Annotated in this window: 23 protein-coding genes and 2 pseudogenes; 10 read left to right on the top strand and 15 right to left on the bottom strand. The window is 39.9% G+C overall.

The window, feature by feature from the left end:
- Positions 1–63 precede the first annotated feature (63 nt).
- Positions 64–1,044, bottom strand: coding sequence for an alpha-ketoacid dehydrogenase subunit beta (locus BMX30_RS00325; RefSeq protein WP_090740046.1), 981 nt, complete (start codon positions 1,042–1,044; stop codon positions 64–66).
- Positions 1,041–2,108 carry a pyruvate dehydrogenase (acetyl-transferring) E1 component subunit alpha gene (pdhA, locus tag BMX30_RS00320; RefSeq protein ID WP_090740042.1) on the bottom strand — a complete coding sequence of 356 codons (1,068 nt, stop codon included), beginning with the start codon at positions 2,106–2,108 and terminating at the stop codon, positions 1,041–1,043. The genes BMX30_RS00325 and pdhA overlap by 4 nt, the downstream gene beginning before the upstream one ends.
- A 184-nt stretch (positions 2,109–2,292) precedes the next feature.
- Between pdhA and BMX30_RS00315 the strand changes: the two genes are divergently transcribed.
- Genes BMX30_RS00315 through BMX30_RS00305 form a run of 3 tightly spaced genes read left to right on the top strand, consistent with a single transcriptional unit; the run spans position 2,293 to position 5,571 of the window.
- On the top strand, positions 2,293–2,910 hold the full coding sequence (locus BMX30_RS00315) for a TetR/AcrR family transcriptional regulator (RefSeq protein ID WP_170843745.1): 618 nt from the start codon (positions 2,293–2,295) through the stop codon (positions 2,908–2,910).
- Positions 2,911–2,949: 39 nt separating this feature from the next.
- Complete coding sequence (locus BMX30_RS00310; RefSeq protein ID WP_090740037.1) at positions 2,950–4,149, top strand: iron-containing alcohol dehydrogenase; 1,200 nt, start codon at positions 2,950–2,952, stop codon at positions 4,147–4,149.
- 51 nt (positions 4,150–4,200) lie between these two features.
- Positions 4,201–5,571, top strand: coding sequence for an aldehyde dehydrogenase (locus BMX30_RS00305; protein ID WP_090740034.1), 1,371 nt, complete (start codon positions 4,201–4,203; stop codon positions 5,569–5,571).
- A gap of 67 nt (positions 5,572–5,638) precedes the next feature.
- Here the strand turns inward: BMX30_RS00305 and BMX30_RS00300 are convergent, their stop codons facing one another.
- The gene (locus BMX30_RS00300) at positions 5,639–6,682 is read right to left on the bottom strand and encodes an ATP synthase beta subunit C-terminal domain-containing protein (protein ID WP_090740031.1); all 1,044 of its coding nucleotides are present in this window, start codon (positions 6,680–6,682) and stop codon (positions 5,639–5,641) included.
- A gap of 577 nt (positions 6,683–7,259) precedes the next feature.
- Between BMX30_RS00300 and BMX30_RS00295 the strand changes: the two genes are divergently transcribed.
- Positions 7,260–7,748 carry an HIT family protein gene (locus tag BMX30_RS00295; RefSeq protein WP_090740030.1) on the top strand — a complete coding sequence of 163 codons (489 nt, stop codon included), beginning with the start codon at positions 7,260–7,262 and terminating at the stop codon, positions 7,746–7,748.
- 130 nt (positions 7,749–7,878) lie between these two features.
- On the opposite strand, the gene BMX30_RS00290 is transcribed toward BMX30_RS00295, so the two are convergent.
- The 4 genes from BMX30_RS00290 to BMX30_RS00285 form a co-directional block, all read right to left on the bottom strand.
- Complete coding sequence (locus tag BMX30_RS00290) at positions 7,879–8,079, bottom strand: hypothetical protein (RefSeq protein WP_090740027.1); 201 nt, start codon at positions 8,077–8,079, stop codon at positions 7,879–7,881.
- Positions 8,080–8,200: 121 nt separating this feature from the next.
- Positions 8,201–8,356 carry a hypothetical protein gene (locus BMX30_RS23295; protein ID WP_170843744.1) on the bottom strand — a complete coding sequence of 52 codons (156 nt, stop codon included), beginning with the start codon at positions 8,354–8,356 and terminating at the stop codon, positions 8,201–8,203.
- A 51-nt stretch (positions 8,357–8,407) separates the two neighbouring features.
- Positions 8,408–8,557, bottom strand: coding sequence for a hypothetical protein (locus tag BMX30_RS23290; RefSeq protein ID WP_170843743.1), 150 nt, complete (start codon positions 8,555–8,557; stop codon positions 8,408–8,410).
- A gap of 156 nt (positions 8,558–8,713) precedes the next feature.
- Complete coding sequence (locus BMX30_RS00285; protein WP_090740024.1) at positions 8,714–8,890, bottom strand: DUF2187 family protein; 177 nt, start codon at positions 8,888–8,890, stop codon at positions 8,714–8,716.
- Positions 8,891–9,360: 470 nt separating this feature from the next.
- On the opposite strand from BMX30_RS00285, the gene BMX30_RS00280 reads away from it, so the two are divergent.
- Positions 9,361–9,534, top strand: coding sequence for an aspartyl-phosphate phosphatase Spo0E family protein (locus BMX30_RS00280; RefSeq protein WP_090740020.1), 174 nt, complete (start codon positions 9,361–9,363; stop codon positions 9,532–9,534).
- A gap of 104 nt (positions 9,535–9,638) precedes the next feature.
- On the opposite strand, the gene BMX30_RS00275 is transcribed toward BMX30_RS00280, so the two are convergent.
- The 4 genes from BMX30_RS00275 to BMX30_RS00260 all read right to left on the bottom strand — a co-directional run bounded on the left by BMX30_RS00275 (position 9,639) and on the right by BMX30_RS00260 (position 15,179).
- Positions 9,639–10,694 (bottom strand): alpha/beta fold hydrolase, encoded by a 1,056-nt coding sequence (locus BMX30_RS00275; protein ID WP_090740018.1) that lies wholly within the window; start codon positions 10,692–10,694, stop codon positions 9,639–9,641.
- A gap of 21 nt (positions 10,695–10,715) precedes the next feature.
- On the bottom strand, positions 10,716–11,321 hold the full coding sequence (locus BMX30_RS00270) for a hypothetical protein (RefSeq protein ID WP_090740015.1): 606 nt from the start codon (positions 11,319–11,321) through the stop codon (positions 10,716–10,718).
- Between the two features lie 259 nt (positions 11,322–11,580).
- The gene (cysI, locus tag BMX30_RS00265) at positions 11,581–13,302 is read right to left on the bottom strand and encodes an assimilatory sulfite reductase (NADPH) hemoprotein subunit (protein ID WP_090740012.1); all 1,722 of its coding nucleotides are present in this window, start codon (positions 13,300–13,302) and stop codon (positions 11,581–11,583) included.
- A gap of 26 nt (positions 13,303–13,328) precedes the next feature.
- Positions 13,329–15,179 carry an assimilatory sulfite reductase (NADPH) flavoprotein subunit gene (locus tag BMX30_RS00260; protein WP_090740010.1) on the bottom strand — a complete coding sequence of 617 codons (1,851 nt, stop codon included), beginning with the start codon at positions 15,177–15,179 and terminating at the stop codon, positions 13,329–13,331.
- 857 nt (positions 15,180–16,036) lie between these two features.
- Between BMX30_RS00260 and BMX30_RS00255 the strand changes: the two genes are divergently transcribed.
- Complete coding sequence (locus tag BMX30_RS00255; protein ID WP_244532467.1) at positions 16,037–17,419, top strand: MFS transporter; 1,383 nt, start codon at positions 16,037–16,039, stop codon at positions 17,417–17,419.
- A gap of 186 nt (positions 17,420–17,605) precedes the next feature.
- On the opposite strand, the pseudogene BMX30_RS00250 reads toward BMX30_RS00255, so the two are convergent.
- A pseudogene (locus tag BMX30_RS00250) lies at positions 17,606–20,101 on the bottom strand (cytochrome P450); the annotation flags it as partial.
- Positions 20,102–20,192: 91 nt separating this feature from the next.
- A complete protein-coding gene (locus tag BMX30_RS00245; protein WP_090740004.1) occupies positions 20,193–20,780 on the bottom strand; it encodes a TetR/AcrR family transcriptional regulator in 588 nt (195 codons plus the stop codon).
- A 268-nt stretch (positions 20,781–21,048) separates the two neighbouring features.
- Here BMX30_RS00245 and BMX30_RS00240 point away from each other — a divergent pair, with 268 nt between their 5' ends.
- The 3 genes from BMX30_RS00240 (at position 21,049) to BMX30_RS00230 (ending at position 23,228) form a co-directional block, all read left to right on the top strand.
- The gene (locus BMX30_RS00240; RefSeq protein ID WP_090740001.1) at positions 21,049–21,147 is read left to right on the top strand and encodes a YjcZ family sporulation protein; all 99 of its coding nucleotides are present in this window, start codon (positions 21,049–21,051) and stop codon (positions 21,145–21,147) included.
- Positions 21,148–21,324: 177 nt separating this feature from the next.
- Complete coding sequence (locus tag BMX30_RS00235) at positions 21,325–22,149, top strand: alpha/beta fold hydrolase (protein ID WP_090739998.1); 825 nt, start codon at positions 21,325–21,327, stop codon at positions 22,147–22,149.
- 242 nt (positions 22,150–22,391) lie between these two features.
- Positions 22,392–23,228: an STAS domain-containing protein gene (locus BMX30_RS00230; RefSeq protein ID WP_244532466.1), complete on the top strand. Its 837-nt coding sequence runs from the start codon at positions 22,392–22,394 to the stop codon at positions 23,226–23,228.
- Positions 23,229–23,345: 117 nt separating this feature from the next.
- On the opposite strand, the pseudogene BMX30_RS23835 reads toward BMX30_RS00230, so the two are convergent.
- A pseudogene (locus BMX30_RS23835) lies at positions 23,346–23,417 on the bottom strand (YjcZ family sporulation protein); the annotation flags it as partial.
- Between the two features lie 188 nt (positions 23,418–23,605).
- Here BMX30_RS23835 and BMX30_RS00220 point away from each other — a divergent pair.
- Positions 23,606–24,304 (top strand): YetF domain-containing protein, encoded by a 699-nt coding sequence (locus BMX30_RS00220; protein ID WP_090739991.1) that lies wholly within the window; start codon positions 23,606–23,608, stop codon positions 24,302–24,304.
- Between the two features lie 121 nt (positions 24,305–24,425).
- Here the strand turns inward: BMX30_RS00220 and BMX30_RS00215 are convergent, their stop codons facing one another.
- Positions 24,426–25,565, bottom strand: a complete 1,140-nt coding sequence (locus BMX30_RS00215; protein WP_090739989.1) for a zinc-dependent alcohol dehydrogenase — start codon at positions 25,563–25,565, stop codon at positions 24,426–24,428.
- Positions 25,566–25,573: the final 8 nt, after the last annotated feature.

The raw sequence follows: 25,573 nt of genomic DNA, 5'->3' as shown, positions 1-25,573 counted from the left end.
TACTCCCGCAGGAGTCGAGTGCCTTCCGCTCCAATCAACAGTGTCCTTTAACAAAGCTTAAAATTAGTGAGATAACACTTCTCTTATTCCTTGGCCAATTCTAGTCGCATTCGGCAACCAGTCATCTTCAACCGATGGAACTGGGTATGGTGTATCGAACCCGGTAACACGAATGATTGGAGCAGTTAGATGGAATAATGCCTTTTCATTGATCAACGCTGATATCTCTGCACCTGGTCCTCCCGCTTTCACCGCTTCATGAACAATGACGGCACGGCCTGTTTTCTGGACAGAAGAAAGAATCGTTTCTTCATCTAGAGGGGAAATGGTTCTTAAATCGATAATTTCAATTGATAGACCTTGAGTTTTCTCGATTTCTGCAACGACATTTTTTACGAGTGGTACCGTTGGACCGTAGGTAATAATCGTTAAGTCTTCTCCCTCTTTTAAAATGTTTGCCTTACCAATTCCAAGCAGATAATCCTCTTCAGGTACTTCTTCTTTAAACGCTCTATATAGTTTCATCGGTTCCAAGAATAGCACCGGATCATTATCCCTTATCGCAGATGCCAGTAAGCCTTTCGCATCATAGGCTGAGCTTGGCATAACGACTTTCATCCCAGGCGAGTGTAAAAACAACCCTTCTAAACTATCAGAATGAAGCTCAGGTGTTCTTACTCCGCCACCAAACGGTGCACGAACAACCATGGGTGCGGTAATTGTTCCCCCAGATCTAAAGCGAATCCGTGAAGCTTGTGCTGCCATTTGATCCATCGCTTCATAAATGAAGCCGAGGAACTGGATTTCAGCTACTGGCCTCAACCCTCTTGTCGCCATCCCAACAGCAGCACCAACAATTGCGGATTCAGCAATGGGAGTATCGACAACACGGTTTTCTCCAAAAAGTTCTTGCAGGCCATCGGTGGCTCGAAACACCCCACCATTTTTCCCAATATCTTCTCCTAAACAAATGACATTTTGATCTCGCTCCATTTCTTTTTTTAGCGTAAAATTTATCGCTTCAATCATTGTCATCGCTGTCATTTTACTACCCCCTCTACCTGAATTGAGTTTTGTTGTTCAGCAAGCTGGCTTGGCTTTTGTTCATAGACGAAATCAAACACTTCAACAGTTTTACTGCTAGGAGTGCTTGCCGCTATCTCGAATGCCTTTGTCACCTTGTCATTTGCAGTTTCAAACTCTACTTGTTCTAACTCTTCATTCCAAATCCCACGTTCAATAAGAAAGGCTTTCATGCGCTTAAGGGGATCTTTTGCAAGCCATTGTTCGAGCTCACCATTTTGACGATACTTGGTTGGATCGTCAGCTGTCGTATGCGGACCTTGACGATAGGTAACTGCTTCTACCAACACTGGCTTTCCTTCACGGGCACGTCTTAATGCCTCTTTCATCGTTGAGTAAACCGCTAGCACATCATTTCCATCTACTTGGATTCCTGTGATCCCATAGGCAGCTGCTTTTTGGGCAATCGTCGCACTCGCCGTTTGTTTCGACCTAGGTACACTAATGGCCCATTGGTTATTTTGAACAAAGAAGACCGTAGGCAATTTATAAACACCTGCAAAGTTCAACGCCTCATGAAAATCACCCTGCGATGTTCCGCCATCACCGATGTAAGCCACACTGACACTGCTTTCATCCTTATACTTTGATGCCCACGCACTACCGACAGCGTGCAAACACTGCGCACCTATAATGATTTGTACAGGAAAAACATTGGTTCCTTGTGCTGAAGTTCCACCTTTTATGTGGCCCATTGTATATAAGAAAAAGTTCTCCATTGACACTCCGTGAACAAGACAGGCACCGACTTCCCGATAGCTAGGGTAAATCCAATCCTGTTTCTTCAAAGCGAAAGCGCTTCCAACCTGTGCCGCCTCTTGCCCTATCATTGGTGCATATGTACCGATTCTCCCCTGACGCTGTAGCTTAAGCGCGCGCTGGTCAAAGGTTCTCGCCTGAACCATCCATTTATATAGTGCCAACAGTTCATCATCATTCACATCAGGGTGTGATCCAATTAACTTTCCTGTTTCATCCAAAACCTGAACCTTGTTCACAATCGTTTCATTCGGTTCCAACCACATACAAATCCCCCATTCTTAAATAGATTAATATAAAAAAAGAAGTTGATATGGTGTCAATATCTTTTGATTTTAGTATAGTGTCTATGTTATGATCGAGTCAATTTATTTTTATAATCTTTTAAGTTTTCAGACAACAAAACCTTTGATTTCGACAAAAAAAGAATAGGAGCAGGAGTTGATTAAATTGACCCACAATCTAGAAGATAAACGAAAGGTCAGAGGTGAACATTCCAGAACCAAGATCCTTGAATCCGCTAAAAAGTTATTCATTGAATTTGGCTTTAAAGAGACTACAATTGCCATGGTCTCTAAGAAGGCATCAATTGGATATGGAACTGCTTATACCCATTTCCCAGGGGGAAAGGAAGAAATTTTTTTAACGATAATAAAAGAAGTTTTGGAGGAGTTTTACCAGATTGCTAATGGAGAATTTACTGTCAATTCGAAGGAGGAGTCCCTAGCGGTCACCCAAAGAAACATAGAAAACTTTCTTAAACTTGCAATTAAATATCAACTGGCTTTGAAAGTTTTACATGAAGCTATCGGGTTGTCGCATATAATCAATGAAAACTGGCAGAATTTCATCAAAAAATTCATTGAACGCATTTCCGACAATGTTAAACAGGCAATGGAAAAAGGTCTAACACGACATAAGGATTTTGATCCTGAAGTAGTCGCTGGAGTGTTATTTTACACAGGTGAAAAGTATATGTGGAAAGTTGCCCTCAAACAAACAGATAAGGACTATCGAGTCATCGCTAGTAGTCTAGCACAAATGTATGTGAACGGTTTGTATCGGTAGAGAGATAATTAATTTAATCGAAAGCGAGGGAATAATTAGATGAAAACCCTTTATTACAGGCTGTACCAGAAGTCATTCAGACTGATTTCCCCACTCCTCCCCTGGCGAAAGCCCGAGTTGTTGGAAGGAGCAAATAGTGTACTTGAGCTCCCGAACCTGTTGAAAGACAGAGGGATTAAAAACGTATTAATCGTCACTGATCAAGGCATTGTCACCCTTGGAATAATGGAAGGGTTGCTTGAAGGCCTAACAGAGAGAGGGGTAGAGTTTTCAGTTTACGACGAGACAGTGCCAAATCCGACAATCGAAAACATCGAGGAAGCTTTGAAAATTTATATCGCAAAGCATTGCGAGGCGATTATCGCCTTTGGGGGCGGGTCACCGATGGATTGTGCAAAGGCAGTTGGCGCCCGTGTGGCCAGACCAAATAAGACGCTTTCCCAGCTAAAGGGGCAATTAAAGGTGCGCAAAGAGATTCCTCCCCTGTTTGCAGTTCCAACCACAGCAGGTACTGGGAGTGAAGCAACCGTTGCGGCCGTCATCTCCAACAGTAAGACCCATGAGAAGTATGCAATTAATGATATGTCCCTTATTCCCCACCATGCGATTCTCGATCCCTTACTGACTGTTAACCTCCCCACACATATTACATCAACAACAGGCATGGATGCTTTAACCCACGCAGTTGAAGCATATATTGGCAAGAGCAATACAGCTGAAACTGAACAATGTAGTCGAGAAGCGGTTAAGTTAATTTTTCAAAACCTCGAGGAGGCCTATAACAATGGGGCGAACCTTGAGGCCCGAACAAATATGCAAAGGGCAGCTTATTTGGCGGGAATCGCTTTTACCCGTGCCTATGTTGGATATGTACATGCGATTGCTCATACCCTTGGAGGCTTTTACTCGGTTCCCCATGGTCTTGCCAATGCGATTATTCTCCCACACGTCCTAGAGTACTATGGCGATAGTGTATATGAACGTTTAGCAGATCTTGCAGATGTGGTCGGAGTTGGTCATGCCGATGACACGAACAAAAGAAAAGCCCAACAGTTTATTGAAGCAATTAAGAAATTAAATGAAAAAATGGATATTCCAAATAAGGTTAATGGGATTAATGAGTCTGATCTTCCGTTAATGATTGACAGGGCCTACAAAGAAGCGAATCCGCTTTACCCAGTACCGAAGATACTCTCCAAAGGGGATTTGTATTCTCTCTATCAAATCATTAAAAATTAGGTATACTTATGATTAAGCTAAAAATTTATTTGAATTGAGGAGGCTGTGTAGATGGAAAACTACAGCTCACTACTTACAAGACAAAAATCCTTCTTCCGTACAGAAAAAACAAAAGATCTATCTTACCGTCTCGAAGCTCTTGAAAAATTACGAAGTGCCGTTAGAGACTATGAAAAACCTCTAATGGAAGCCCTACGTTCTGATTTAAACAAGTCAGAATTTGATGCCTACACAACCGAAATCATGATTGTACTTGAAGAAATCAAGTTTACCATAAACCACTTAAAATCATGGGCAAAACCTAGAAAGGTTAAAACGCCTATTACTCATATTGGGTCTGCCAGTTATATTTATCCAGAACCCTACGGCGTAGCGCTTATTATTGCTCCTTGGAACTATCCATTTCAGCTAGCTGTGGCTCCATTAATCGGGGCTATAGCGGCGGGAAATTGTGCGGTTATTAAACCTTCAGAGTTAACTCCAAACACGTCTGAAGTGTTCGCTCAACTCATCGCAGAAACCTTCCCTGAAGAGTTTATCGCGGTTGTTCAAGGTGGGGTCGAAACGAGCCAAGTTTTGCTTGAAGAAAAGTTTGATTACATCTTTTTTACCGGGAGTGTGCCGGTTGGGAAGGTCATTATGGAAGCTGCGGCTAAAAACTTAACTCCAGTTACTTTGGAGTTAGGTGGAAAGAGTCCATGTATCGTTCACGAAGACGCGAATCTGAAGTTAGCAGCGAAACGAATCGCATGGGGCAAGTTTGTCAACGCTGGCCAAACCTGTGTTGCGCCTGATTATCTTTACCTTCATAAGCGCATTAGAGATCCCTTTATTGAATTATTTAAAGATGCAATTAAGGAGTTATATGGAAATACGCCATTAGAAAATCCCGATTTCACACGAATTGTTAGTGAAAGGCATTTTAACCGACTTAAAACATTTCTAGATAATGGCAAGGTTTTAATTGGAGGAAGCTCTAACCCTGAGAGGCTAAGGATCGAACCAACTGTCCTTACTGAAATCAATTGGGGAGATGCTGTCATGGAGGATGAAATCTTTGGACCGATTCTACCAATCCTGGAATATGAGAATTTAGCGGAAGCCATTGAAGGAATCGACAACCATCCAAAGCCATTAGCGCTATATCTGTTTTCGGAAAATGACGATATACAGACCAAAGTGTTGAACCAAGTAACGTTTGGTGGTGGTTGCATTAATGATACCGTCTACCACCTTGGTTCCCCCCACCTCCCGTTTGGTGGCGTCGGTACAAGTGGAATTGGAGCCTATCATGGAAAGGGTAGCTTTGACACATTCTCACATGAAAAAAGCGTTCTAAAACAAACAACCAAATTCGACCTCCCATTCCGCTACCCAAATATGAAAGACGGACTCAAAAAAATTAAAAAATTCATTAAGTAAGTTACCATGAAAATGGAAGGTGCCTGGCACCTTCCATTTTCATGGTTAAAGCCTCTTGGTGAAGCATTTATAAGCTCCCGATGAAGTTCAGTTTCTCAAGCTCTTTAGAATCTGTCCCTCCGTCTATAATCTTCCGTACATCGTTAATTGTCGTTTCAAGCTCGACACTTTCTCCTTTTTGCCCTGTAAAGGTTTCTGCGACATAAAATGGCTGGGTAAGGTAGGCTTCTAAGCGTTCCCCTCGATTGAAGACTTGAATTTCTGAAGCCGGGATTCCGTCTATCCCTTTTACATTAACCAGCGAACGTAATTCACGGTAACGGCGCAAAAGTTTTTGGGCTCTTTGTTGAATGGTAAGATGGGTTTGATCTAGGTGGGCTCCTTCTAATACGGATGATGTTGAGTAAATTGGGTTAACAGCTGGATATTTATGACGAGCAGATAGGTCGGCGTCAAATTGCCATAATGTTTCTAATGGACCATATGGTAAATCCTCATCAACAGACGCTCCTTTTAAATCAAGAAGGAAGGTCGTCACCGATTGAACACCGGCTTCCTCTATCTTTTGTTGCAAGTCATAGATTTCTCCGGTCAGAACATGCGACCGATCGGCAGCAAAAATCACATCATGACTTCCTCCGACTGCCTTGATGTCTTCAAACGCTTTTTCAATGGAGTCAACTACTATATCTACTTCACTAATCGTGTCACTTAATTCGGGATAGTTTTCCTGGGGTTTTAGAAAGATGGTTTTATATCCTTCTCTTGTTAATCTGTAAAACAACTCAGTAAGCACAACTAATTGCCCCATACCTGGTCGAGCAACAAGTCCAACCGTTCCCCCTTTAACAATAGGCGCAAACAAATCTAATGTTTTAATTTTCGTTTCAATCATTTCAACCGTCTCCCCTCTCAAAATTAACTCGTCTAAAGTACATTGGGCCAATGACGCAAGTGCCACTAAGGTACGCACCTCGGAGCGGCCAACTGGTATTTTGCCTGTACACAGGTTTGAAACTGTTGCAGGCCTTAATCCAACTGAACGTGCAGCACTCGTAAGATTTGGTACCCTTCGCCTTAGCAACGGAACATTTAATCTTAAGTTTTCCATTTTATTCCCCTCCTTACTTTTAAAAGTAATACATATTACTCTAAAGAGCAAGCGGTAGTTACTTTTAAACGTAATTATTTTTTTAACAATCTAGATGACTGTTGCTAATCTTTATTTAAGGCTCTCTTCTCAAAGTTTGTTGCTTTTTGAAATATTGATAAACCAGCAAAAGAAAAATAAGCGGAGGTTCTCCGGTTAATTACAGAATGGAGCTCGTTTCTAGGTAAATAAGGGGAGATTTTCCGGTTATGCAAGCAAAATGCCACATTTTCACGTTTTTCGAGTCAATAAGCGGAATTTCTCCGTCTAACTAAGCTATTTTTTATAAAAATTACTAACTAAGCGGAATTCTTCCGAAAAGAGCGTTATTTAAAAAGTCCTAGAAAACAAGGAAAATCCAGAAAAAAGTTAACCCTTACATAAAGGATTTCACAGTAAGCCTACGTCAGCAATATTTAGAAATACAGAGGTAGGTTGTTGTAATTAAACTGAATGTCTCAATAAAAAAGAATTATAATTAATAAGGCAGCAATAAGCCTAGTGTGAATCACTAGAATTCAATGAAGGAGGGCATCGAATGAGAAGTATTACTTTATCAACTGGAAAAACGGTCGAGGTTGAATGTCTAAGCTGTGCTTTAACTAGCGGTTTGGTTAAGCCAGATGGAGGTGCGGTGATTGAAACCAATCATTTTCATGCCCATCAAGATGTTGCCTATCCAATTAAAGGCTTAATCATCCTCGCTTCCAAACGACATATTAAGAGTTTTGATGAACTGACTGATGAGGAGAAGCTTGATTATATAAATACCATCACGAAAATTAGGAAGGCGCAACGGGAAGTTTTAGGTATCGAACATGTTTATTATTTTTATAATGAAGATACGACCCACCACTTTCATACTTGGATGGTTCCAAGATATGAGTGGATGAACGAGTTTGGACGATCGGTGGAATCCGTACGACCTGTCCTGCTCCATGCTAGACACAAAATGAACAATCATGAAAATATTAGAGTGGTGCTTGAAGCGACTAAAAAATTAAAAATCGCTCTAACCTCATTCTAATACTAAAAAAAGACTTAAGGCTTACATTCCTCAAGTCTTTTTCGTATTATTTTATTATATAAAAATAGTCAGATTTTAACGAACAACGAGTTATTTAACTGGGGTTACCTACCCTATCCAACTGTATATGTCAACCACCTTCGGTACAAGTAACACTAGAGCTCCCAATTGTTTGGTTCAGTTCTTTAAGTATCTCTGGAAGTTTGTCATCATCAACTAGTGTCTTAAGCGGATCCCCAGCAATCGGGACATTAAACTTTTTAAACACATCTATTGTCGTTCCCCAAATTTCGATGATTGCTTTCGAAGACATATTTGACTGAATAACCATACAATCCCCCCTAACCCCTACATTGTAACATCTTCAACTACAAAAATGTCATAAAATTGGTAGAAAAGGCAAAAAAGCCTGTAAAAAGGTTGGTTACCTCTTACAAGCCTCAAAATAATCATTAATCATCCGCTTCCTCTTGAAAATGCTCGTTCAAATAGGCATTCTCGGTTGTCGCGAAGTTAACTGACTGCAAGCTGGTGTCTGCATCTATCCCATAAAGTCCGTTTTCAGGCTTTTTATGTTCCTGCTCCTTGCGCTCTTGCTTTTTGGTCATTGGATCACCTTTCTTCTAAGTAAATCGAATAATAAGCCACCGCTTCGTTTTCTATCTATCAGCTGTTATGTCCCGATAAGGCATGATTCGTTTCTTTGCTTCCTCAAAGTCTAATTCCTCAGTTTCCTTCATAAACCGATTAATTGCCTCTTGCGGATATCCATATTCACGAAGAAGTTCATCAAGCTTTTCCTTATCCATCGCAAACTACCTCCCACTATTTTGAAGATGGGCATAGTTTTCCAATATAAAGAAATATTATGTTAGGCTGTTTTCGTAAGGATTGTTGAAATCCTAAAGTGGATTTAACCTTGAGAAAGGCAAATATTAGTCTAAATATTAAAACTCATCAAATGTTCATATAACCATATAATTTTTATGGGAAACAACTGTCCGGTTATTCATGAACTCATACTCAGATAAATTCTCGATAATTTCAACAATAACAGAATTCTCTTTTACCTTTTCGACTTTGCCTTTAATCCCTTTAACTGAGATAATTTTATCACCAACAACTGCTTTTCTAGTCCCCATATCGACATCTCCTTTTCAAATAAACTTTTATTTGCTCTTACATATTTTAAAAAAATAAAAATGCATGTTTACCAAACATTAATTAAAAATTCTGACTAATCAAAATATAATATAACTAGAGTGAAAAGTCACTGGTTTTGTAAACATTTCTAACAGGATTTTTCTTTGTTCGAATATTGTTTGTCCCTGAAAATTTGGTTAAAGAACATACTATTTGAATTGGCACATTTAATGCACCTTATTTTCTTGCCTTTTCTATTCAAAAAAGCTTTGTATAAGATTTTTATTCTTAGTACTTGTCATATATTCGAAAAAATGTATACGCTTACATTTGTAACTAATCTATTCAGCAAAATAAAAACTGACACAAAAATTTCATCAATTCGGTTAAAACTAGTAATCTATACCTTGTAATATGGATTTATATGGTGACAATATTGATTGGTGATTAAAAATCTGGAGGTGCTTTAATGGTAAACAATCACGTAAACCTTGAACGGTCGATTGAAGTGAAACGGTTAGAAATGACCCATACTGCCTCTATAACAGGGATCTCCTCCCATGAAACATTAAAAATAAGCCAAGATTTAGACAAACTAATTACTCTTGCTATGAAAAATAATCTTGAACAATATCCTATTTAAGACATTGTTTATTTATGGCGATTTAATTTGTCTTATATATAAAATAAAACGGGAGGACATGATAATGTCTTCCCGCTTTTTCAATTCTTCTTATATTAATCTCCCTAAAACTTGGACCGAGTAGAAAGCCATGGTTCAACAGCAAAAGCGAACTGGCCTGTCAAACAAATTGACACATGTCCAGCTTCCACAAGCTGATACGTTTTGTCTTCACTTGAAACAAGCTCCATAACAGGGAGACTCTGGCTTTCTAGTACTAGCTCATCCCTGGTAGACGTAATGACAAGAAGGCTGCATTTAATTTTGCTTAAGTCTACTTTCTTTCCAGCAAGAGTCATTTCTCCTTTAACAAGCTTGTTATCTTTGTATAAGTCATTTAGCATTTGCTTGAAGGCAGCTCCCGAAAACGTAACCGCATCCCTCGTCCACTTGTCCATTCTCCGCCATTTATCAACATATTTTCTATCATGTGCCCGAGTAACTAAGTTAACATTAGGTCCGATGTTGAAACCCTGTAGAGCTAAAAAGGTTGTATACAAAAATTCGGAAGGGATAACTTCGTAAGCATCAATCATTCGATCCAGACTTAAGGTTCCGTCATGCATGGCTTTAACCCATTTATCAGGTAAAATAAAATCGCTATAGTCAATGGGAACAGCTGCTAAAACTAAATTTTTAATTGGCAGATCTGTTATCGAAGCCAGCATAGCCGACAAAGTCCCACCTATACAGTAACCAACTAAGGAAATCTCCGGGGCTTTAGCATGTCGTAAAGCTACCCTAACTGCCATTTCCAAATAATCTAGAACGTAGTTATCCAAGGTTATTCCCTTGTCTTCTAGCCCCGGCGAACCCCAATCAAACATATAGACATCATACCCCTGTTTATTGAGGTTTCCAATCACGCTAGTTTCCTCTGAAATATCAAGGATATACGGTTTGTTTAGAAGCGAATAAACCATAAAGATAGGAACATCGTGTTTTTTCTCTTGAGCCGGATAAAACCATAAAACTGACTTGTTCTTCCTCCAGACTGACTGTCTAGGTGAAGACTTGATTTCAGGCTTTGGCTCATGTAAAACATTATAAAGTTGATGCCAACGTTCACGTTCTGTTTCTAAATTCGTTACTGGTAGTTTGAATCGAGTGATTGCCGCCATACCGTCCTACTCCCCCTCAGGTTATTCTTTTGCACCTGCTACAGCTAGTGCAGTATCTTCTTTTTCCTTTTTCAATAGCTCTCTTAAAACATTGACTTCATTTTTCAGATCAGAAAAATGAATGAGTTCCTGCTTTAATTCTAAAAGGTTTGTCTTCAAGTCCCTTGCCTCTACAAGCTCTTGCCTCATTTTCTTCATTTCGGTGGTGATTTTTTTAGCTTCTGCTAAATCCTTTGCCGAATGAACCCATTCAGTATGGAGTTGTTTGGTAAATTCCATGATTTCAGCAAGAAGCTTGTGTTGCTCTTGATTCGCTAGAGCGAAGCTATCTTGTAAACTCCAAATTTGCTGTTGGAGAGTGTCTACCTTTTCTTCTGCTTGTACAGTAAGCTTTGCTACATTCGCTACATCATTTTTAGTAGGAATGTTCATGATATTAGCCATCAATTCCTGATTTCTTTTTAGCCTCTCTATATACCTTGAGTGAACCCCAACCCCAAGTTGTGTCATGCGAATCAACTCACGATTGTCGATTGATTGAATCAATAGGTCATTTAAGCCTTTTTCCCACATTTCACTTAATCGTCTAAAAGACTCATAAGGATTATTCATATTTTCATCAGACATTTCCCTTCACCCCTATTAATTTGTCTCGAATGAATAGTCATTCATTTTTATTTCAAAAAAATAAATCCTTTGGTGACAATAGCTAACATCTTATATGCACCCATTATCACGCCCATACATTTAATTTCCCTTAAAAATTCCTAATTTCTCCATAATTTTACACCGTAAGACATGAGGAATACAATATACTTTTTTGTGTAAAAATGAATATTTTGAAAACATTAAAAAAGGCAGGTTGAATAACCTGCCTTTTTAACTATTATTCATGAAAATTCGTACCGTCAGTTGTTGCTTTAATGATACCAGCACGGATGACAAAGTCTCCAAAGTGCTCTCCATCCTCACGTTCTTTTGCATAACGTGGAAGGATCTGTTGAAGTTCATTTAAGATTTCTTCTTCACCAATGTTTTCCCGATACATTTTGCTTAAGCGACTACCATCGAAAGCTGCACCTAAATACATATTGTATTTGCCAGGAGCTTTTCCGATAAAACCAATTTCACCAAGGGCGTGACGAGCACAGCCATTTGGACACCCGGTCATCCGTATCGTAATTTCTTCGTTGTGTAGGCCGTTTGCTTCAATTATTTCATCTATTTTATCTACTAGAGTGGGCAAATAACGTTCTGCTTCTGCCATTGCTAATCCACATGTTGGAAGAGCAACACAAGCCATCGAACTGCGGCGCAGCGCCGAATATTGCTGGCCATCCGTTAAACCGTATTTTTCCACCAATTCGATTATTTTTTTCTTTTTCTGAGTAGAAACATCCCCGATTATCAGGTTTTGATTTGAGGTTAAGCGGAAATCCCCTGTATGGATTTTAGCAATTTCACGCAAGCCTGTCTTCAACTTATAATCGTCAAAATCTGCAATGCGTCCACCTTCAATAAATAACGTTAAGTGCCATTTACCTTTTACACCTTTAACCCAGCCATATCTGTCACCGTTATGGTCAAACTGATAGGCTTTAGCCTCCCCTAAAGTCCAGCCAAGGCGGTTTTCCAATTCTTCCTTCACAGTATTTAACCCTAGTCGATCGACTGTATATTTGAAGCGAGCATTTTTACGTGCGGAACGATTCCCGTAATCACGTTGGATTGTAATAACCTTTTCGGCAACCTCATAGAGTTTATCTGGCTGACAGAAACCAATTACTTTGGCAAGCTGTGGATACGTAGATGTATCCCCATGGGACATGCCCATCCCTCCACCAATTGCGACGTTAAATCCGACTAGCTTATCGTCTTCAATAACCGCAATAAATCCAAGATCCTGTGAGAAAACATCAATATCATTTGATGGTGGAACAGCAATTCCAATCTTAAACTTACGAGGCAAGTAGAGTGGGCCATACATAGGTTCCACTTCTTCCTCTACGTCCGGAGTGCCAGCCACTTTTTCCTCATCGAGCCAGATTTCATGATAAGCTCTCGTGCGTGGTAATAAATCATCGCTTAATTTTTTCGACCATTCATAAACTTCAGCATGTATCTCAGATTGGTAGGGGTTCGATGTACACATGACATTACGGTTCACATCCCCACAGGCAGCAATGGTATCTAAAAGGGCGCCGTTGATTTCCTGAATCGTGTTTTTCATATTCCATTTTAAAATTCCATGCATTTGAAAGGTCTCACGTGTTGTTAGCTTTAACGTTCCGTTTCCATATTTATCAGCCAAATCATCCATTACTAGCCATTGAGATGGGGTTGATACACCACCGGGCATACGAACGCGAAGCATAAATTGATACGCTGGTTCTAACTTTTGCTTCTGACGTTCATTCCGCACATCACGGTCATCCTGTAAGTAGCTCCCATGATGTTTCATTAATCGGTTGTCATCGTCAGGAATTCCTGCGCTAATACGATCTAGCATGACTTCTTTTAATGTCCCACGCAAATAATCGCTTCGTTCTTTTATGTCCTCAACATCGCTTGGTGGGCCATCTGGTCTTGCTAAAATTTGTTTCACCATGTTGATAAATCTCCTTTCAAATCCAATCAGTATACATCACGTTGATAACGTTTTTGCTGTTGCATCTCGGCTAGATAGTTTTCCGCTTCTTCACGGCTCATACTGCCTTCTTTTTCAATAATTTCAATCAAGGTATTGTGGACGTCATGGGCCATGTTCTTCTCATCCCCGCAGATGTATACCACTGCTCCTTCTTGTAGCCATGCGAATAACTCCTGGCTTTGCTCAAGCATCCTGTGTTGCACATAGACCTTTTCGTCCGTATCACGAGAAAATGCGACATCCATTTTCGTTAAGACACCGTCTTTCAACCACTGCTGCCATTCTGTTTGATAAAGGAAATCCGTGACAAAATGCTGATCTCCGAAGAACATCCAAGACTTTCCCTCTGCGCCAATTTCTTCTCGCTCCTGCATAAACGAACGGAAAGGCGCTACACCTGTTCCCGGTCCCACCATAATTATTGGCGTTTCCGGATTCTCTGGAAGAGCGAAGTTATCGTTATGTTGAATATAAACAGGCAAAGTGTCCCCTGGTTGTATACGCTCTGCACATAGAATAGAGGCAACCCCTTTGCGCTCGCGGCCATGTGCATCGTAGCGGACAGCGCCAATCGTTAAATGAACTTCATCTGGATTGGACGTTAAACTGCTGGCTATTGAATATAACCGAGATGGCATTTTTCGAAGAATGGAAACGAACTCTTGTGCCGAGCTCCCCCATGGTCCGAAGTCACGAACTAAATCAAGCAAATCACGGCCATCGATATAGGCTTTAAGTTGTTCTTCATTTCCTTTAGCCAAAAGCGCATGCAAATCTTCATGCTTCGAAAGGTCAGCCACCTTTTGTAATAGTGGCTTTGTTAAAACAGTAATTTCATAATAGGAAATCAGCGCTTCTTTTAAGGAGCGGATGTCACCCTGTTTATTAATGGTCACCGTTTGTTCTGGGCTCCAGTTCAATGTTTCAATTAACATTTGTACTAGTTCGGGGTCATTCTCAGGATAGACTCCTAGGCTATCTCCGGGTTTAAAGGAAAGACCAGACCCTTCTAGTGATAATTCAAGATGGCGTGTTTCTTTATTGGAACCACGACCATTTATGTTTAAATTTTCAAGAACTTCAGCTTTAAATGGATTCGTTCGCGAGTACACAGATTCAGCCACTTGAGTTGTCGTTGGAACGTCAGGAGATGCATTTCCTGATTGGGCTTCGGTTCCGCCCTGCACTTCAGTTAAACTGCTAAGGACACCTTCAAGCCACTCCGCCGCCGGCTCATCAAAATCCAGGTCGCAATCAAAACGCGGATAAAGCCTCGTACCTCCAAGTTCTTCAAGTCGCTGATCAAATTGTTTTCCTGTCTCACAGAAAAACTCATACGAGCTGTCCCCAAGTGATAATACAGAGAAATGGAGATCTTCTAGCTTAGGTGCTCGTCTTCCGTGCAGAAATTCATGGAAAGACAGCGCATTATCTGGCGGGTCCCCTTCCCCATGTGTACTAACAAGAATGAGTAGGTTCTTTACTTTCTTTAAGTTATTCGGTTTGAAATCGCTCATCGACGAAACCGTAACTTGGAAATCTTTCTCTTCAAGCTTGCTAGCTGCCTTTTTTGCAAGCCCTTGCGCATTTCCTGTTTGTGAACCGTAAAGAACCGTCACCTCTTTAGAAATTGCTTGCATTTTGTTCTGGTTAGGGTGTTCTACCGCTTGTGCTAATGGTGTATCTATAGGTGCAGCAGCTGAGGAAACCGACTGAGAGGCAGCAAGAAAACCACTCAACCAGACTTTTTGTGATTCAGTTAAGGTCGGCAGAAGACGGTTAAGGAGCTCTGCCTGCTCCTGGTTAAACGGACTGTTCAATACCTGAAGTTGCAACAATATCCACCTCACAAAGGATTCTATACTTGTCGTACTTTGTCATTATTTCGCTAGATTCATAATGCAAAATAAGTTTAAAGTCAAAAAATGATTAAGTTTATAATAATTTTACTATTCCTATAAGTCAAGTCGGTTTTATACATTAAACGATTATTTTGTCTAACTTTTTAATTGACCCCATGTAGCTTCTTCTCCTCTCGTTATTCATTTTATCATTAAAAGCTCATTTTTAAAATAAATACAAGTGAACAAATAGGAATACTTTATTTTAAATCAAATCTAGAGTTTCAATCTCTGAAAAGATCCAATCATTTTTTTCATTTACTGAATAATCACTTTAGGGATATCTCTCAATCCCCTTTAGAACCGCATTCCCTTGGCATTCGCAAGCTCCCTCTGAAACCTTCGAAACCCAATCCACTTGAAATTCGTAGCTCCCTCTGAAACCTTCGGAACCTAATCCATATGTTTTCGTAGGTACCCTCTGAGCCTTTCGAAACCAGAGTACCCATAGCGTTAGCAGGGCATCCTCAAAGTTGATGTTGACTGGGTTTCATCTTCATTATTAAATGAAGATGGTTTCCACTAATTCCTCGCCCACTTTCATCTTTAACGTCTTAATGAAGACGAGTTCTCGTTGATTATTAACAGGTTTCTATTTTCACAACACTTACCTTTCGAATCATCCTTTATAACACCCTTAAAAATTAAAAATAAAAACTATAAAAAATATGTAGAATTATCTGAAAATGTGAGTTATACTTTACATACCGAACGGTTAGTACGTTTCATTTTTAGGTGAAATGTAACCGCATACAACGATAGAAAGATTACACTTACAGGGGGATGTAGAAATGATTGCAGAAAAACAACAGGTTCAACCATCAACAGTAGTTCAAGTTGAAAGACCAGGTCATAAGGAGATGGTGAATTATGGACTTGGTTTTTTTGGGGTAATATTAACCTGGACATTAGTGGGAACGTTTTTGACCTATTACTACACAGATGTGGCCGGAATATCCGCTGGGGTAGTCGGAACACTTATGCTTGTTGCCCGGCTGTTTGACGGGGTAACGGATATTGGAATGGGTACGCTCGTAGACCGAACGAAATCCAAACATGGAAAGGCTCGTCCTTGGTTATTATGGATGGGGGTACCACTCGGTTTAGCCACGATTCTACTCTTCTCAGTTCCAGATATTGGTACTTCTGGTAAAATCGTTTATGCCTATGTGACTTATATTCTCGTAATTTTGGTTTATACAGCCATCTCGATTCCTTTCAAAACGCTGCTTGGTCTAATGACACAAGAACCTCAGGGGCGTTCAATCCTTAACATTTATACTGGCATTTTTACGATGTTGGCTACACTCTCAATTATGATCCTAGCTCAGCCTGTAGCAAGTGCGATCGGGGGGAAAACAGGATGGACGGTCGTTGCCGCATTTAGTGGGGTCACGATCATGGTAACAAGTTATCTAGCTTTCCGGTCAACAAAGGAACGAGTTGGACAGGGCTCTGCTGCCCTAAACAAAGAGATCGTTCCACTTAAAATCGGATTAAAGGCCTTATTCACAAACAAGTATTGGCTGATCATGACCCTTTACTGTGTTATCACATATACGCTTAATGCCCTCGTAACAGGAGCAGGATTGTACTATACAACGTACATCCTGGGGAATGCCGCTTATTTTTCTATCGCTAGCTTATTGTTGTTTTTACCATCTATGATTGGATTTTTCTTTGCAGCAAAACTTACTGACAAATTTGGAAAGCGGAATATTGCTCTTATTGTCTCAATTATTGGTATTTTCGGCCCAATTATTAAATTAATTGACCTAACAAGTCTTCCAATCTTCCTTACAGGAACAGTCGTTCAAGGTTTTGGCTTAGTCCCTACCATTATGTTCTTATATGCCATGATCAATGACACCGCTGAATATGGAGAATGGAAATTCGGCTTTAGAACACAAGGTCTTGTAAATAGTGCAGCTAGTTTTGGAATGAAAGTGGGCGCCGGTCTTGGTGGGGCCTTGATCGGTTGGTTACTGGCATTTGGAGGTTATGTAGGTGCCGCGGAAGAACAAACACCCGCAGCAACATCGATGATAATTGTTCTAAATATCTACCTCCCATTAGGTTTAGCAGTTCTTCAGGCAATCTTAATGTCAATGTACAAACTCGATAAACTATACCCGCAAATCCTTGCTGATTTACACAAACGTAAAATAAAATAAGCGATGAAGCAGAGAGAACTGACTTTACCCTATCTCTCTGCTTTTTTTGTATTTGTGACTATTCCCCCAGATGGGTGGAAACTGCACAAAAAAAGTGCCCCATGAATAGTTTCATGGAACACACAACATGACCGTTTTCCTGTTATCTAATGGACCAAATACTTACACGAAAACAGACCCTGTATCACTTGTTTGTTTTGCAGGTGCAACAGAATAGTATGTTGGCTTAAGGGGAGGCACTAGCTCCAAAAACCGTTCGAATGGTAGTTCACACGCTTCGTATTTTTCTAGAAGGTCGAGCATCGATAATTGCTTCTCTAAGACCCGGTTCTCGTATATCCCCTCTTCCATTATTGCTTCTAGTTCAAATTTATGAGGAGGACAAACTGTATAAACCGCGAGTTCCTGTAATTGTTTACGGGTTGCAGGTTGTTGCAGATTCACCCTATTTTTAAGAATGTCCTTAAGCGTCACAGGTCGATCCAAAATGAAGTGTCCGAAAGTACCCGCGCTAGCTTTTAAAATAACCTGCTCCTTCCCCTCTAGTTTAAAGCGTTTTATCACACGGTTAACAAGTTCTGGAGAATTGCTTGGGAAAACCCCAATTTTATCACCTTCCTGGAACTCAATCCCTTCAGATGTTGAGATATTTAAAACCTCATGCAAATTAGGATTTAACGTGTTGTCCTCTACTGTCTTTTCTTGGTTCGAGATATACTCGATAATTAGTCCACTATCGGGCTGCTTTTCATCTGATTCCCACTTTAATTCAAATGCTTGTAATGCTTCTTCCCATAGGCGCATTTTCCATGCTTTCAATTGCTTTTCAAACTCACCACTTGCATCCGCCTCACCTCGTACAGAGAACCTTGTAGCCCCCTTAAGTGCAAGTTGCTCATCAATTAAGCTCGGAACATTTTGATAAGTGTTTGCCCAGTTTCGATCCCCTGCCCCAAACACTGCGTATTGAACTCCTTTTAGCTGTCCGGGCTCAACGGTATCCAACCACTTGACAAATTTCCGTGCATTTTTTGGTGGTTTTCCATTATATGAGGACGTGACTATGATAACGGCACCGTCTGTTGGTAATTGATCAATTTTATCATCAAGCGTTGCAACCTCACTTCTAATCCCATGTAGACTAGCAACGTCTGCAACTTCACGGGCAATTCCCTCTGCTGTTCCCATGTTAGAACCATAGAGCACAAGTAAAGGACGATTATTTACCCCGATAAGTTTGCCGCTCTGAGCCTGCTGTTTCGGCTTTGCCGAGCTCGTAACTGTTGTTGTAGCAAATGGGTCTAAGATTTTTTTATCTCTTAATTTGACGCGCATCGTAAAATCGCCTGGTTTCAGAGTCATTGTTTGTTTTATCTTTAACTCATAGTTTGTATGATCAATTAATTCAAAGTGTTGTAGAATCATTCCTAGAACCAATGTTGCTTCGTGGAGAGCGAACTGCATTCCAATACAGGCTCGCTGTCCATTTCCAAATGGCTTATAGGCATCGTGTGGGACCTTCTTCGGATCCTCAAACCGCTCTGGACGGAACTCTTCAGCATCTTCACCCCACGCATTTTTGTCACGATGAAGCTGAGGTAGGAGTATCGCAACATTTTGCCGTTTCTTAATCGGATACTTACCGCCTAAAACGGTATCCTCCTTGGCGAACAGTGTAAATTGCGGAGCTGTTGGATATAGGCGTAATGCTTCATTCAAAATCATCCTAATATATTTTAACTTTGTTACCTGTTCATAGCTTGGAAGGTGACTAGTCAAAGTCGAATCGACTTCTTCATACGCCTTCTTCATCACATCTGGGTCCTTTAACATCAGATAAAGAGCGAATGATAAAAGTCCACTTGTTGTTTCATGCCCTGCAATTAGGAAGGTAATGATCTGATAGCGAATATTTTCATCGTCTAGTTGTTCCCCAGTCTGAGGATCTTTGGCGCTTAACATACGAGCTAGCAGGTCCGTCTCCCCTTGATCTCCATTTTCCCGTCTTTCCTTAATTAACTTATCAACAAGCGAAAACATCGATTGAATGTCACTTTCAAACTGTCGTTTCTTAGAGAGTAATAATTTGTTTTGGATTGGTAGCCGGACACTCTGATGCATCGCTTCATCCAACGCATTTACCATACTTAGAATAAAAGGATTATGGGATTCTTGATAAAAACTATTAAATCGATAGTTAAATCCGCATAGACCAATGGTATCTAGGGTCAGCCTTGTCATATTATCAGGCACGTCAATACTCTCATTCTTATCCAGCCGTGCCCATTTTTGGACAAGCTGCAAAGCTATATCGACCATCATGGAATGATACCCTTTCATCGCTTGCTGGCTAAAAGAAGGAACAAGGATGTTATGAGCTTTTTGCCAATTTGGTTCCGGTGTCTTCCCTGTAAACAGGCCATCTCCCGCAAAGGCACGAACAAAATGCAAGCCGCCGGCAAGACTCTTGTCAAAATTCGAATCATTGCATACTTCAGCTACCCATTCGTGGCCAGAAAGAAAAATCGTTGAAAATCCCCCAAAAAACTCCATTCGGAAAATGGGGCCATACTCCTCTGCCAGCTTGCATAATGATAAGGTTGGCGCATCTTTGTCAATTAAAGGCACGTTGCCAAGCGGCCCAAACGTTTTCGGCTGTGGAAGTCGCATGAGCTTCTCCATAAAAATTTCCCCCAAACATATTTTTATATCTAAAGAAAGGCCCTCACCGAGTTATTTTTTATAAACTCCGATAAGCATAAGCCAAATCTTTTTACCCATTATTGATTTCCTGTTTTCCTGACACACCATTTAAAACGAATCCGGCAATTTCTTCTGCCACATTTCCAAAAGTCATTTTCTCTGAAGGCTCAGATGTGACCTGCTCCTGTATTTTCTCAAAGTTAAGGATTGCCCAGATTGCACTCGTTATCGCAATTTCGTAAAGAAGGGATTGGGCAGTAGTTAAATTCCCGTCTGAGACCTTGCTCATCAGTTGCTTCATATTCTGATCTTGTGCGTAGACTTGATCTAAAAACATTTTCGCAAGCTCGGGATGGTAGGGTGACTCTCGAAAAAGAATATTAAAGCTGTCCAGATTGTTACGAACTAGATCCATTCTAGCTTGAATAATATCCTGAACATCAGGTTCTTTATTTTCATCCAATTTCACATGGACAGAAGGAGTGATGCAAGCTAGAAAAATCTCTTTCTTGCTCTTAAAATGCTTATAAAGAGCTGCTTCGGATACTCCAACACGACGAGCAATTTCAGCCGTAGTCGCGCCACTAAACCCTCGTTCGGCAAACAGCTTTCGCGCCTTCTGAATGATTTTTTTCTTCGTGTCTGTTTTCGCTCCCATCGCAACCCCACTCTTTCGGTTAGTGAATACTTACTAACTTAATTTATATATTATTATGAAAATTATTACAATAGGTTAACATACAAAATCTGCCAACAAATTTCGACAATTACCAGCCTTTTTCTAGTTGATCCCTCACCAATTGCCCCCCAACTAATCGGGATAAGCTCTAAATAAAAATTAAAAGTTTCAAAGGGTAGGAATACATGAACGCAATTCCGTTAACTGCATAGAGTATGTAGTGTAGAAAGTTAGGAGGTGATTACGAATGAGCGGAACAGGATATGCAGGTACAGGTTTCGCCCTTATCGTGGTGCTTTTCATTCTGTTAATCATCGTAGGGGCTAGCGGATATTTCACATTTTAGAATATAAAACGATAGAATATCAAAGCAAGCTTCTAGATATAGGGGCTTGCTTTTTTATATGCGGGTACAAAGCATACCGAAAATATTCTCTCTACCTACACTGACAGGCAATATATTAGCACTAATTGCATACCATTTACTCTGATTACAGTACAAATTTTAAGGAGTGAGTGTATTTTGCCGGAATATAAAATGCAGGTCGGAAATTTCCAGATGAATTATCGTTTTTATGACGCGCCATCAAATAATGTAGTTGTTTTTATACATGGAATTCCAACTAACTCTCATTTATGGGACCAAGTGATTCCTTTCTTGCACGGGAAGTTCAAACTCATTGCGGTTGATATGATTGGTTATGGAAAGTCTGACCGCGCCAGCGCCTCGGAATTAACTTTACCTAAACAAGCTGATTACGTTGTTCAACTCCTAAATAAACTTGGTATACCTAAAGCCCATTTTGTCGGACACGACTTAGGTGGTGGGGTTGTTCAGAATATCGCTGTTTCCTATCCTCAGGTTATGAAAAGTATGGTGATTGCAGATGGAGTTGCATTTGCCAACTGGCCTTTGCCAAAAGTTGTCTCTATTCGCTGGCCGATTGCCTTTGAATTTGAACCCTCTCCATTATTTATAGAACGTATGCTTCGGGAAGGTCTCTATTACCCACAAGTATTAACACCAAAAATAATTGAAAATTTTGTCGCCCCATTTTCATACCCTGATGGACCCAAGCACCTCCAACAAGCATCACTGGCCCTCCACCACAGCCAAACGGAATGGCTTGTGCCAAAATTAACAAGTTTACCCTTTCCAACCACTCTAATATGGGGCCAACATGATCGTTATCTAGTTCCATACTGGGGCTTGCTTTTACACAAAACCATTCCAGGTTCTCAACTAAAAATTCTTCCAAACAGTGGACACTATTCGATGTTGGATAATCCCAGTTTATTTGCAAATGAACTAATCAGTCATTTGAATAGATATCTATACCAGCACTAAACTTAGAATCTACTAGGATAAATGTCATTTTTTTGTTAAATCACATTGCTTTCCACTATATTCATAGTGTAAAATCCCAATTGTGGAAATAATTCCTTGTAAAGGACTTCTGTTTTCTATCATGTTGTTTTTGCTCCATCCCCTTTTGGTTAGTAAAATCAACAATGTCCATTAACAGAGCTCTAAAAACAAAAGGTGTTCGATATTGATTTTTACAAGAAATGGTAAAAGAGGTGACCTTTGTGGACTTAACTTTTAACTCGAGGGATTATATAACAGAATTTATCGTCGATAATAAACCCAGCTTTGAGAAAAAACTCTTATCTGAAGCAGTTAATGTAGCATCCAAAATAAAAGATATATTGAAAACCGGTAATATTGACCTCTTAGCCAATGCCCAAAAATTAGTATTATACGCTGTTGAACAAAAAGAGGATGAACTTGTCAAGTTCGCTGAACAAGAAGGGATTGTTTGGGCGAAGCATTCGCTTACACTCGCCTTCAAATTAGAATGGGTTCAAGCCATTAGGCGTACACTGTGGTATTTCCTATACCAGTTCGATCGTTTAACCAATAAGTCGAACGATCTTGATCGGTTTTATACCCAAGAAAAACGAATCAACGATCAAATTGATCAGTTTCTAAATAATTTTTTTCTGAGTTATTCTCATTACAAAGATGAGTTAATTAGTGAACAAAGAAAATTAGTTGAACATTTATCAGTTCCGATTATTCCAGTCAGTTCAAATGTATCTGTTTTGCCTTTAATCGGAATGATAGATTCTTATCGAATTAAGACAATTGAAGAGAAAGTACTAATGGAAATCGCCGATTTAAAGGTTCAAACCCTGATTATTGACCTTTCGGGTATCGTTACAATGGAGAAAAATATTATTGACCATTTTCAAAAAATCCTAAATGGAATTTCAATGATGGGGTGTGAGTCAGTCCTTACGGGATTACGCCCTGAGTTAGTCAAGAATATGATCCACTCAGGTATTTCCTTTAGAGAAAATGTGGAGACAAGAGGGACACTGCAACTTACGTTGAAGAAATTCCTCGAAGTAGAGGTCCATTAATCCATAAATTCAAAAGCAAGCTTCTAGGCGAAGCTTGCTTTTTACGTTCATAGTTTACCAAACTCCATAACCATATCCTGGACCATATCCGTATCCTCCACCACCAGCATATCCTCCGGCACCAACGACGATTAGAAGAATAAATAAGACTACAAGCAAAGCAAATCCTGCTCCGTATCCACCTTTCACTCCACTCATAACTACACCTCCATGGTTTTAAATCACTATTAAATTATGTAATTTGTCTATTTTATGTTTGGGCTCAAGTGACCAATACTCGGTGGTAAATTATCCATTTCCTCTCATCATTTGTGAATAAAATGCCTTTAGTCAACAAATAAATAACATATGTTGGAAACTAAAAAGGATGGTGCATAATGGATATTCCTGAACTAATTATTCGTATTGCTATAGGCTTTATTGTGTTATTTTTCCTAACAAGATCTCTAGGAAGAAAAGAAATTAGTCAAATGACGTTTTTTAATTTCGTTTCTGCAATTGCAATTGGTTCCATTGCGGCGAATCTTGTTGTGAATCAAAATCTGAGCATTCAAAATGGAGTACTAGCTTTAGTAGGCTGGTCAGCTTTCACTCTTTTAATGGATTATATTGATATCAAATCCAAAAAAGCTCGAAAGGTTATTACCGGTGACCCCATTACAGTCATCAAAGAAGGAAAGATTGTTGAGCGGGCTCTAGGTAAAAGCCGACTAGATATTGACTCACTGAAAGCGATGTTAAGACAAAACAGTATTTTTTCAGTAGCTGATGTCGATTATGCAATTTTCGAAACAAATGGGAAGCTATCGGTGATGCCAAAGGAACCCAGGCAACCACTTACAAAGAGTGATATGAATAAGGTAAGTTCGACTAAAAAGGCTGTTCCAATTCCAACTGAGGTAGTTACTGATGGTAGGATTTTAACAAATAACTTATCCAAACTAAACCTTGATGAAAAATGGTTAGAACAACAATTACAACAAGCAGGTGTAAACTCCGTTTCTGATGTTTTTTATGCAGAAGTCCAGCAGGATGGTACACTTTTCACTGACAGTAAACAGAACTTATTACATTAAAAAAAGAACTGCTTACTCTTTATTATTAAGTAAGCAGTTCTTTTTTTGTTTTATGAACCTAATAAGAACATCTGCTTCGCCTTTAGGATTTAATACCCAATTTTTACGGAAACACCCTTTTTTAATGTGGTTTCAAAACCACTTTTATACAATCCTCGGTTTTCGTATCAAAGACTTCATACCCATGTTTTGCTTGATCTAATGGAAGGACATGGGTAATTATGTCTGCCATGTCTACAGTACCTTTATTAGCTAAATCATAAAGAATTGGCATATAAGGAATAACTGGAGCTTGTCCTGTCTTTAAATCAACGTTCCGTTGAAAGATATCTCCTAGCGGAAAGGCATTATATCTCCCACCATAAACGCCCGTTACCTGAATCGTTCCCCCTTTACGAACGGCCTGACTAGCGATAACAAGTGCTCCCATTGCACCACCTTGCATTTTTATACCCGTGGCTAGAAATTCCATCGGGGTGAATTTTCCATCCATACCAACTGCATCGATTACGATATCTGCTCCACCTTGAGTGATTTCCTTAATATATTCTCCTGTGTTTTGATGCTGTTCAAAATTAATGATTTCAACTTTATTGGTCCGTTTAGCATGTTGGAGACGGTAATCAATGTAATCAACGGCAATTACCCGTTTCGCTCCTTTTAACCAAGCAAACTTTTGCGCCAAAAGGCCTATTGGTCCACAGCCAAGTATGACCACCGTATCCCCTTCTTTTACCCCCGAATGTTCCACACTCCAATAGGCGGTACCTGCTGCATCAGCGAGTAGAACCAGCTTTTCATCCTCAACTTCACAATCCTCGGGAATTTTAAATGGCGTAAAGTTGCCATAAGGGACACGCAAATATTCGGCCTGTCCACCAGCGATGCCTCCTGTTGTTTCCGAATAACCAAAAAATCCGCCCATTTCCCCATGAGGGTTTGAATTGTCACACTGACTCGTCAGATCATGGTTACAGTACCAGCAGTGTCCACAAGCCGCTTGGAACGGAATAATTACACGGTCTCCCTTTTTGACTTTAGTTACTTCTGGACCTACTTCTTCAACAATTCCTAACGGTTCATGACCAATGACGAAATCTGTAGGTGAGTTAGGAATCATCCCATGTATCAGATGCAAATCAGAACCACAGATTGCTGATGTAGTGACTTTCACAATAATATCATCCGCATTTTTTATATCAGGAGTCTTAACCTCTCTGACTTCTATGTTTTTAATGCCTTGGTACGTTACAGCTTTCACTAGTGCAT

The organism is Mesobacillus persicus (genome assembly GCF_900109925.1).
Taxonomy (GTDB): Bacteria; Bacillota; Bacilli; order Bacillales; family Cytobacillaceae; genus Mesobacillus_B; species Mesobacillus_B persicus.
Note: the sequence above shows the minus strand (reverse complement) of the source record. Positions and strands in the feature narration are given on the sequence as shown.

What these genes read in the sequence shown, in the direction of transcription:
- BMX30_RS00255 (WP_244532467.1), top strand. Translation starts at nt 16,037, where the DNA reads ATGATTGCAGAAAAACAACAGGTTCAACCATCAACAGTAGTTCAAGTT.
- BMX30_RS00325 (WP_090740046.1), bottom strand. Translation starts at nt 1,044, where the DNA reads ATGACAGCGATGACAATGATTGAAGCGATAAATTTTACGCTAAAAAAA.
- BMX30_RS00295 (WP_090740030.1), top strand. Translation starts at nt 7,260, where the DNA reads ATGAGAAGTATTACTTTATCAACTGGAAAAACGGTCGAGGTTGAATGT.
- BMX30_RS00280 (WP_090740020.1), top strand. Translation starts at nt 9,361, where the DNA reads ATGGTAAACAATCACGTAAACCTTGAACGGTCGATTGAAGTGAAACGG.
- cysI (WP_090740012.1), bottom strand. Translation starts at nt 13,302, where the DNA reads ATGGTGAAACAAATTTTAGCAAGACCAGATGGCCCACCAAGCGATGTT.
- BMX30_RS00310 (WP_090740037.1), top strand. Translation starts at nt 2,950, where the DNA reads ATGAAAACCCTTTATTACAGGCTGTACCAGAAGTCATTCAGACTGATT.
- BMX30_RS00290 (WP_090740027.1), bottom strand. Translation starts at nt 8,079, where the DNA reads ATGGTTATTCAGTCAAATATGTCTTCGAAAGCAATCATCGAAATTTGG.
- BMX30_RS00285 (WP_090740024.1), bottom strand. Translation starts at nt 8,890, where the DNA reads ATGGGGACTAGAAAAGCAGTTGTTGGTGATAAAATTATCTCAGTTAAA.
- BMX30_RS00270 (WP_090740015.1), bottom strand. Translation starts at nt 11,321, where the DNA reads ATGTCTGATGAAAATATGAATAATCCTTATGAGTCTTTTAGACGATTA.
- BMX30_RS00305 (WP_090740034.1), top strand. Translation starts at nt 4,201, where the DNA reads ATGGAAAACTACAGCTCACTACTTACAAGACAAAAATCCTTCTTCCGT.
- pdhA (WP_090740042.1), bottom strand. Translation starts at nt 2,108, where the DNA reads ATGTGGTTGGAACCGAATGAAACGATTGTGAACAAGGTTCAGGTTTTG.
- BMX30_RS23295 (WP_170843744.1), bottom strand. Translation starts at nt 8,356, where the DNA reads ATGACCAAAAAGCAAGAGCGCAAGGAGCAGGAACATAAAAAGCCTGAA.
- BMX30_RS00220 (WP_090739991.1), top strand. Translation starts at nt 23,606, where the DNA reads ATGGATATTCCTGAACTAATTATTCGTATTGCTATAGGCTTTATTGTG.
- BMX30_RS00300 (WP_090740031.1), bottom strand. Translation starts at nt 6,682, where the DNA reads ATGGAAAACTTAAGATTAAATGTTCCGTTGCTAAGGCGAAGGGTACCA.
- BMX30_RS00240 (WP_090740001.1), top strand. Translation starts at nt 21,049, where the DNA reads ATGAGCGGAACAGGATATGCAGGTACAGGTTTCGCCCTTATCGTGGTG.
- BMX30_RS00275 (WP_090740018.1), bottom strand. Translation starts at nt 10,694, where the DNA reads ATGGCGGCAATCACTCGATTCAAACTACCAGTAACGAATTTAGAAACA.
- BMX30_RS00245 (WP_090740004.1), bottom strand. Translation starts at nt 20,780, where the DNA reads ATGGGAGCGAAAACAGACACGAAGAAAAAAATCATTCAGAAGGCGCGA.
- BMX30_RS23290 (WP_170843743.1), bottom strand. Translation starts at nt 8,557, where the DNA reads ATGGATAAGGAAAAGCTTGATGAACTTCTTCGTGAATATGGATATCCG.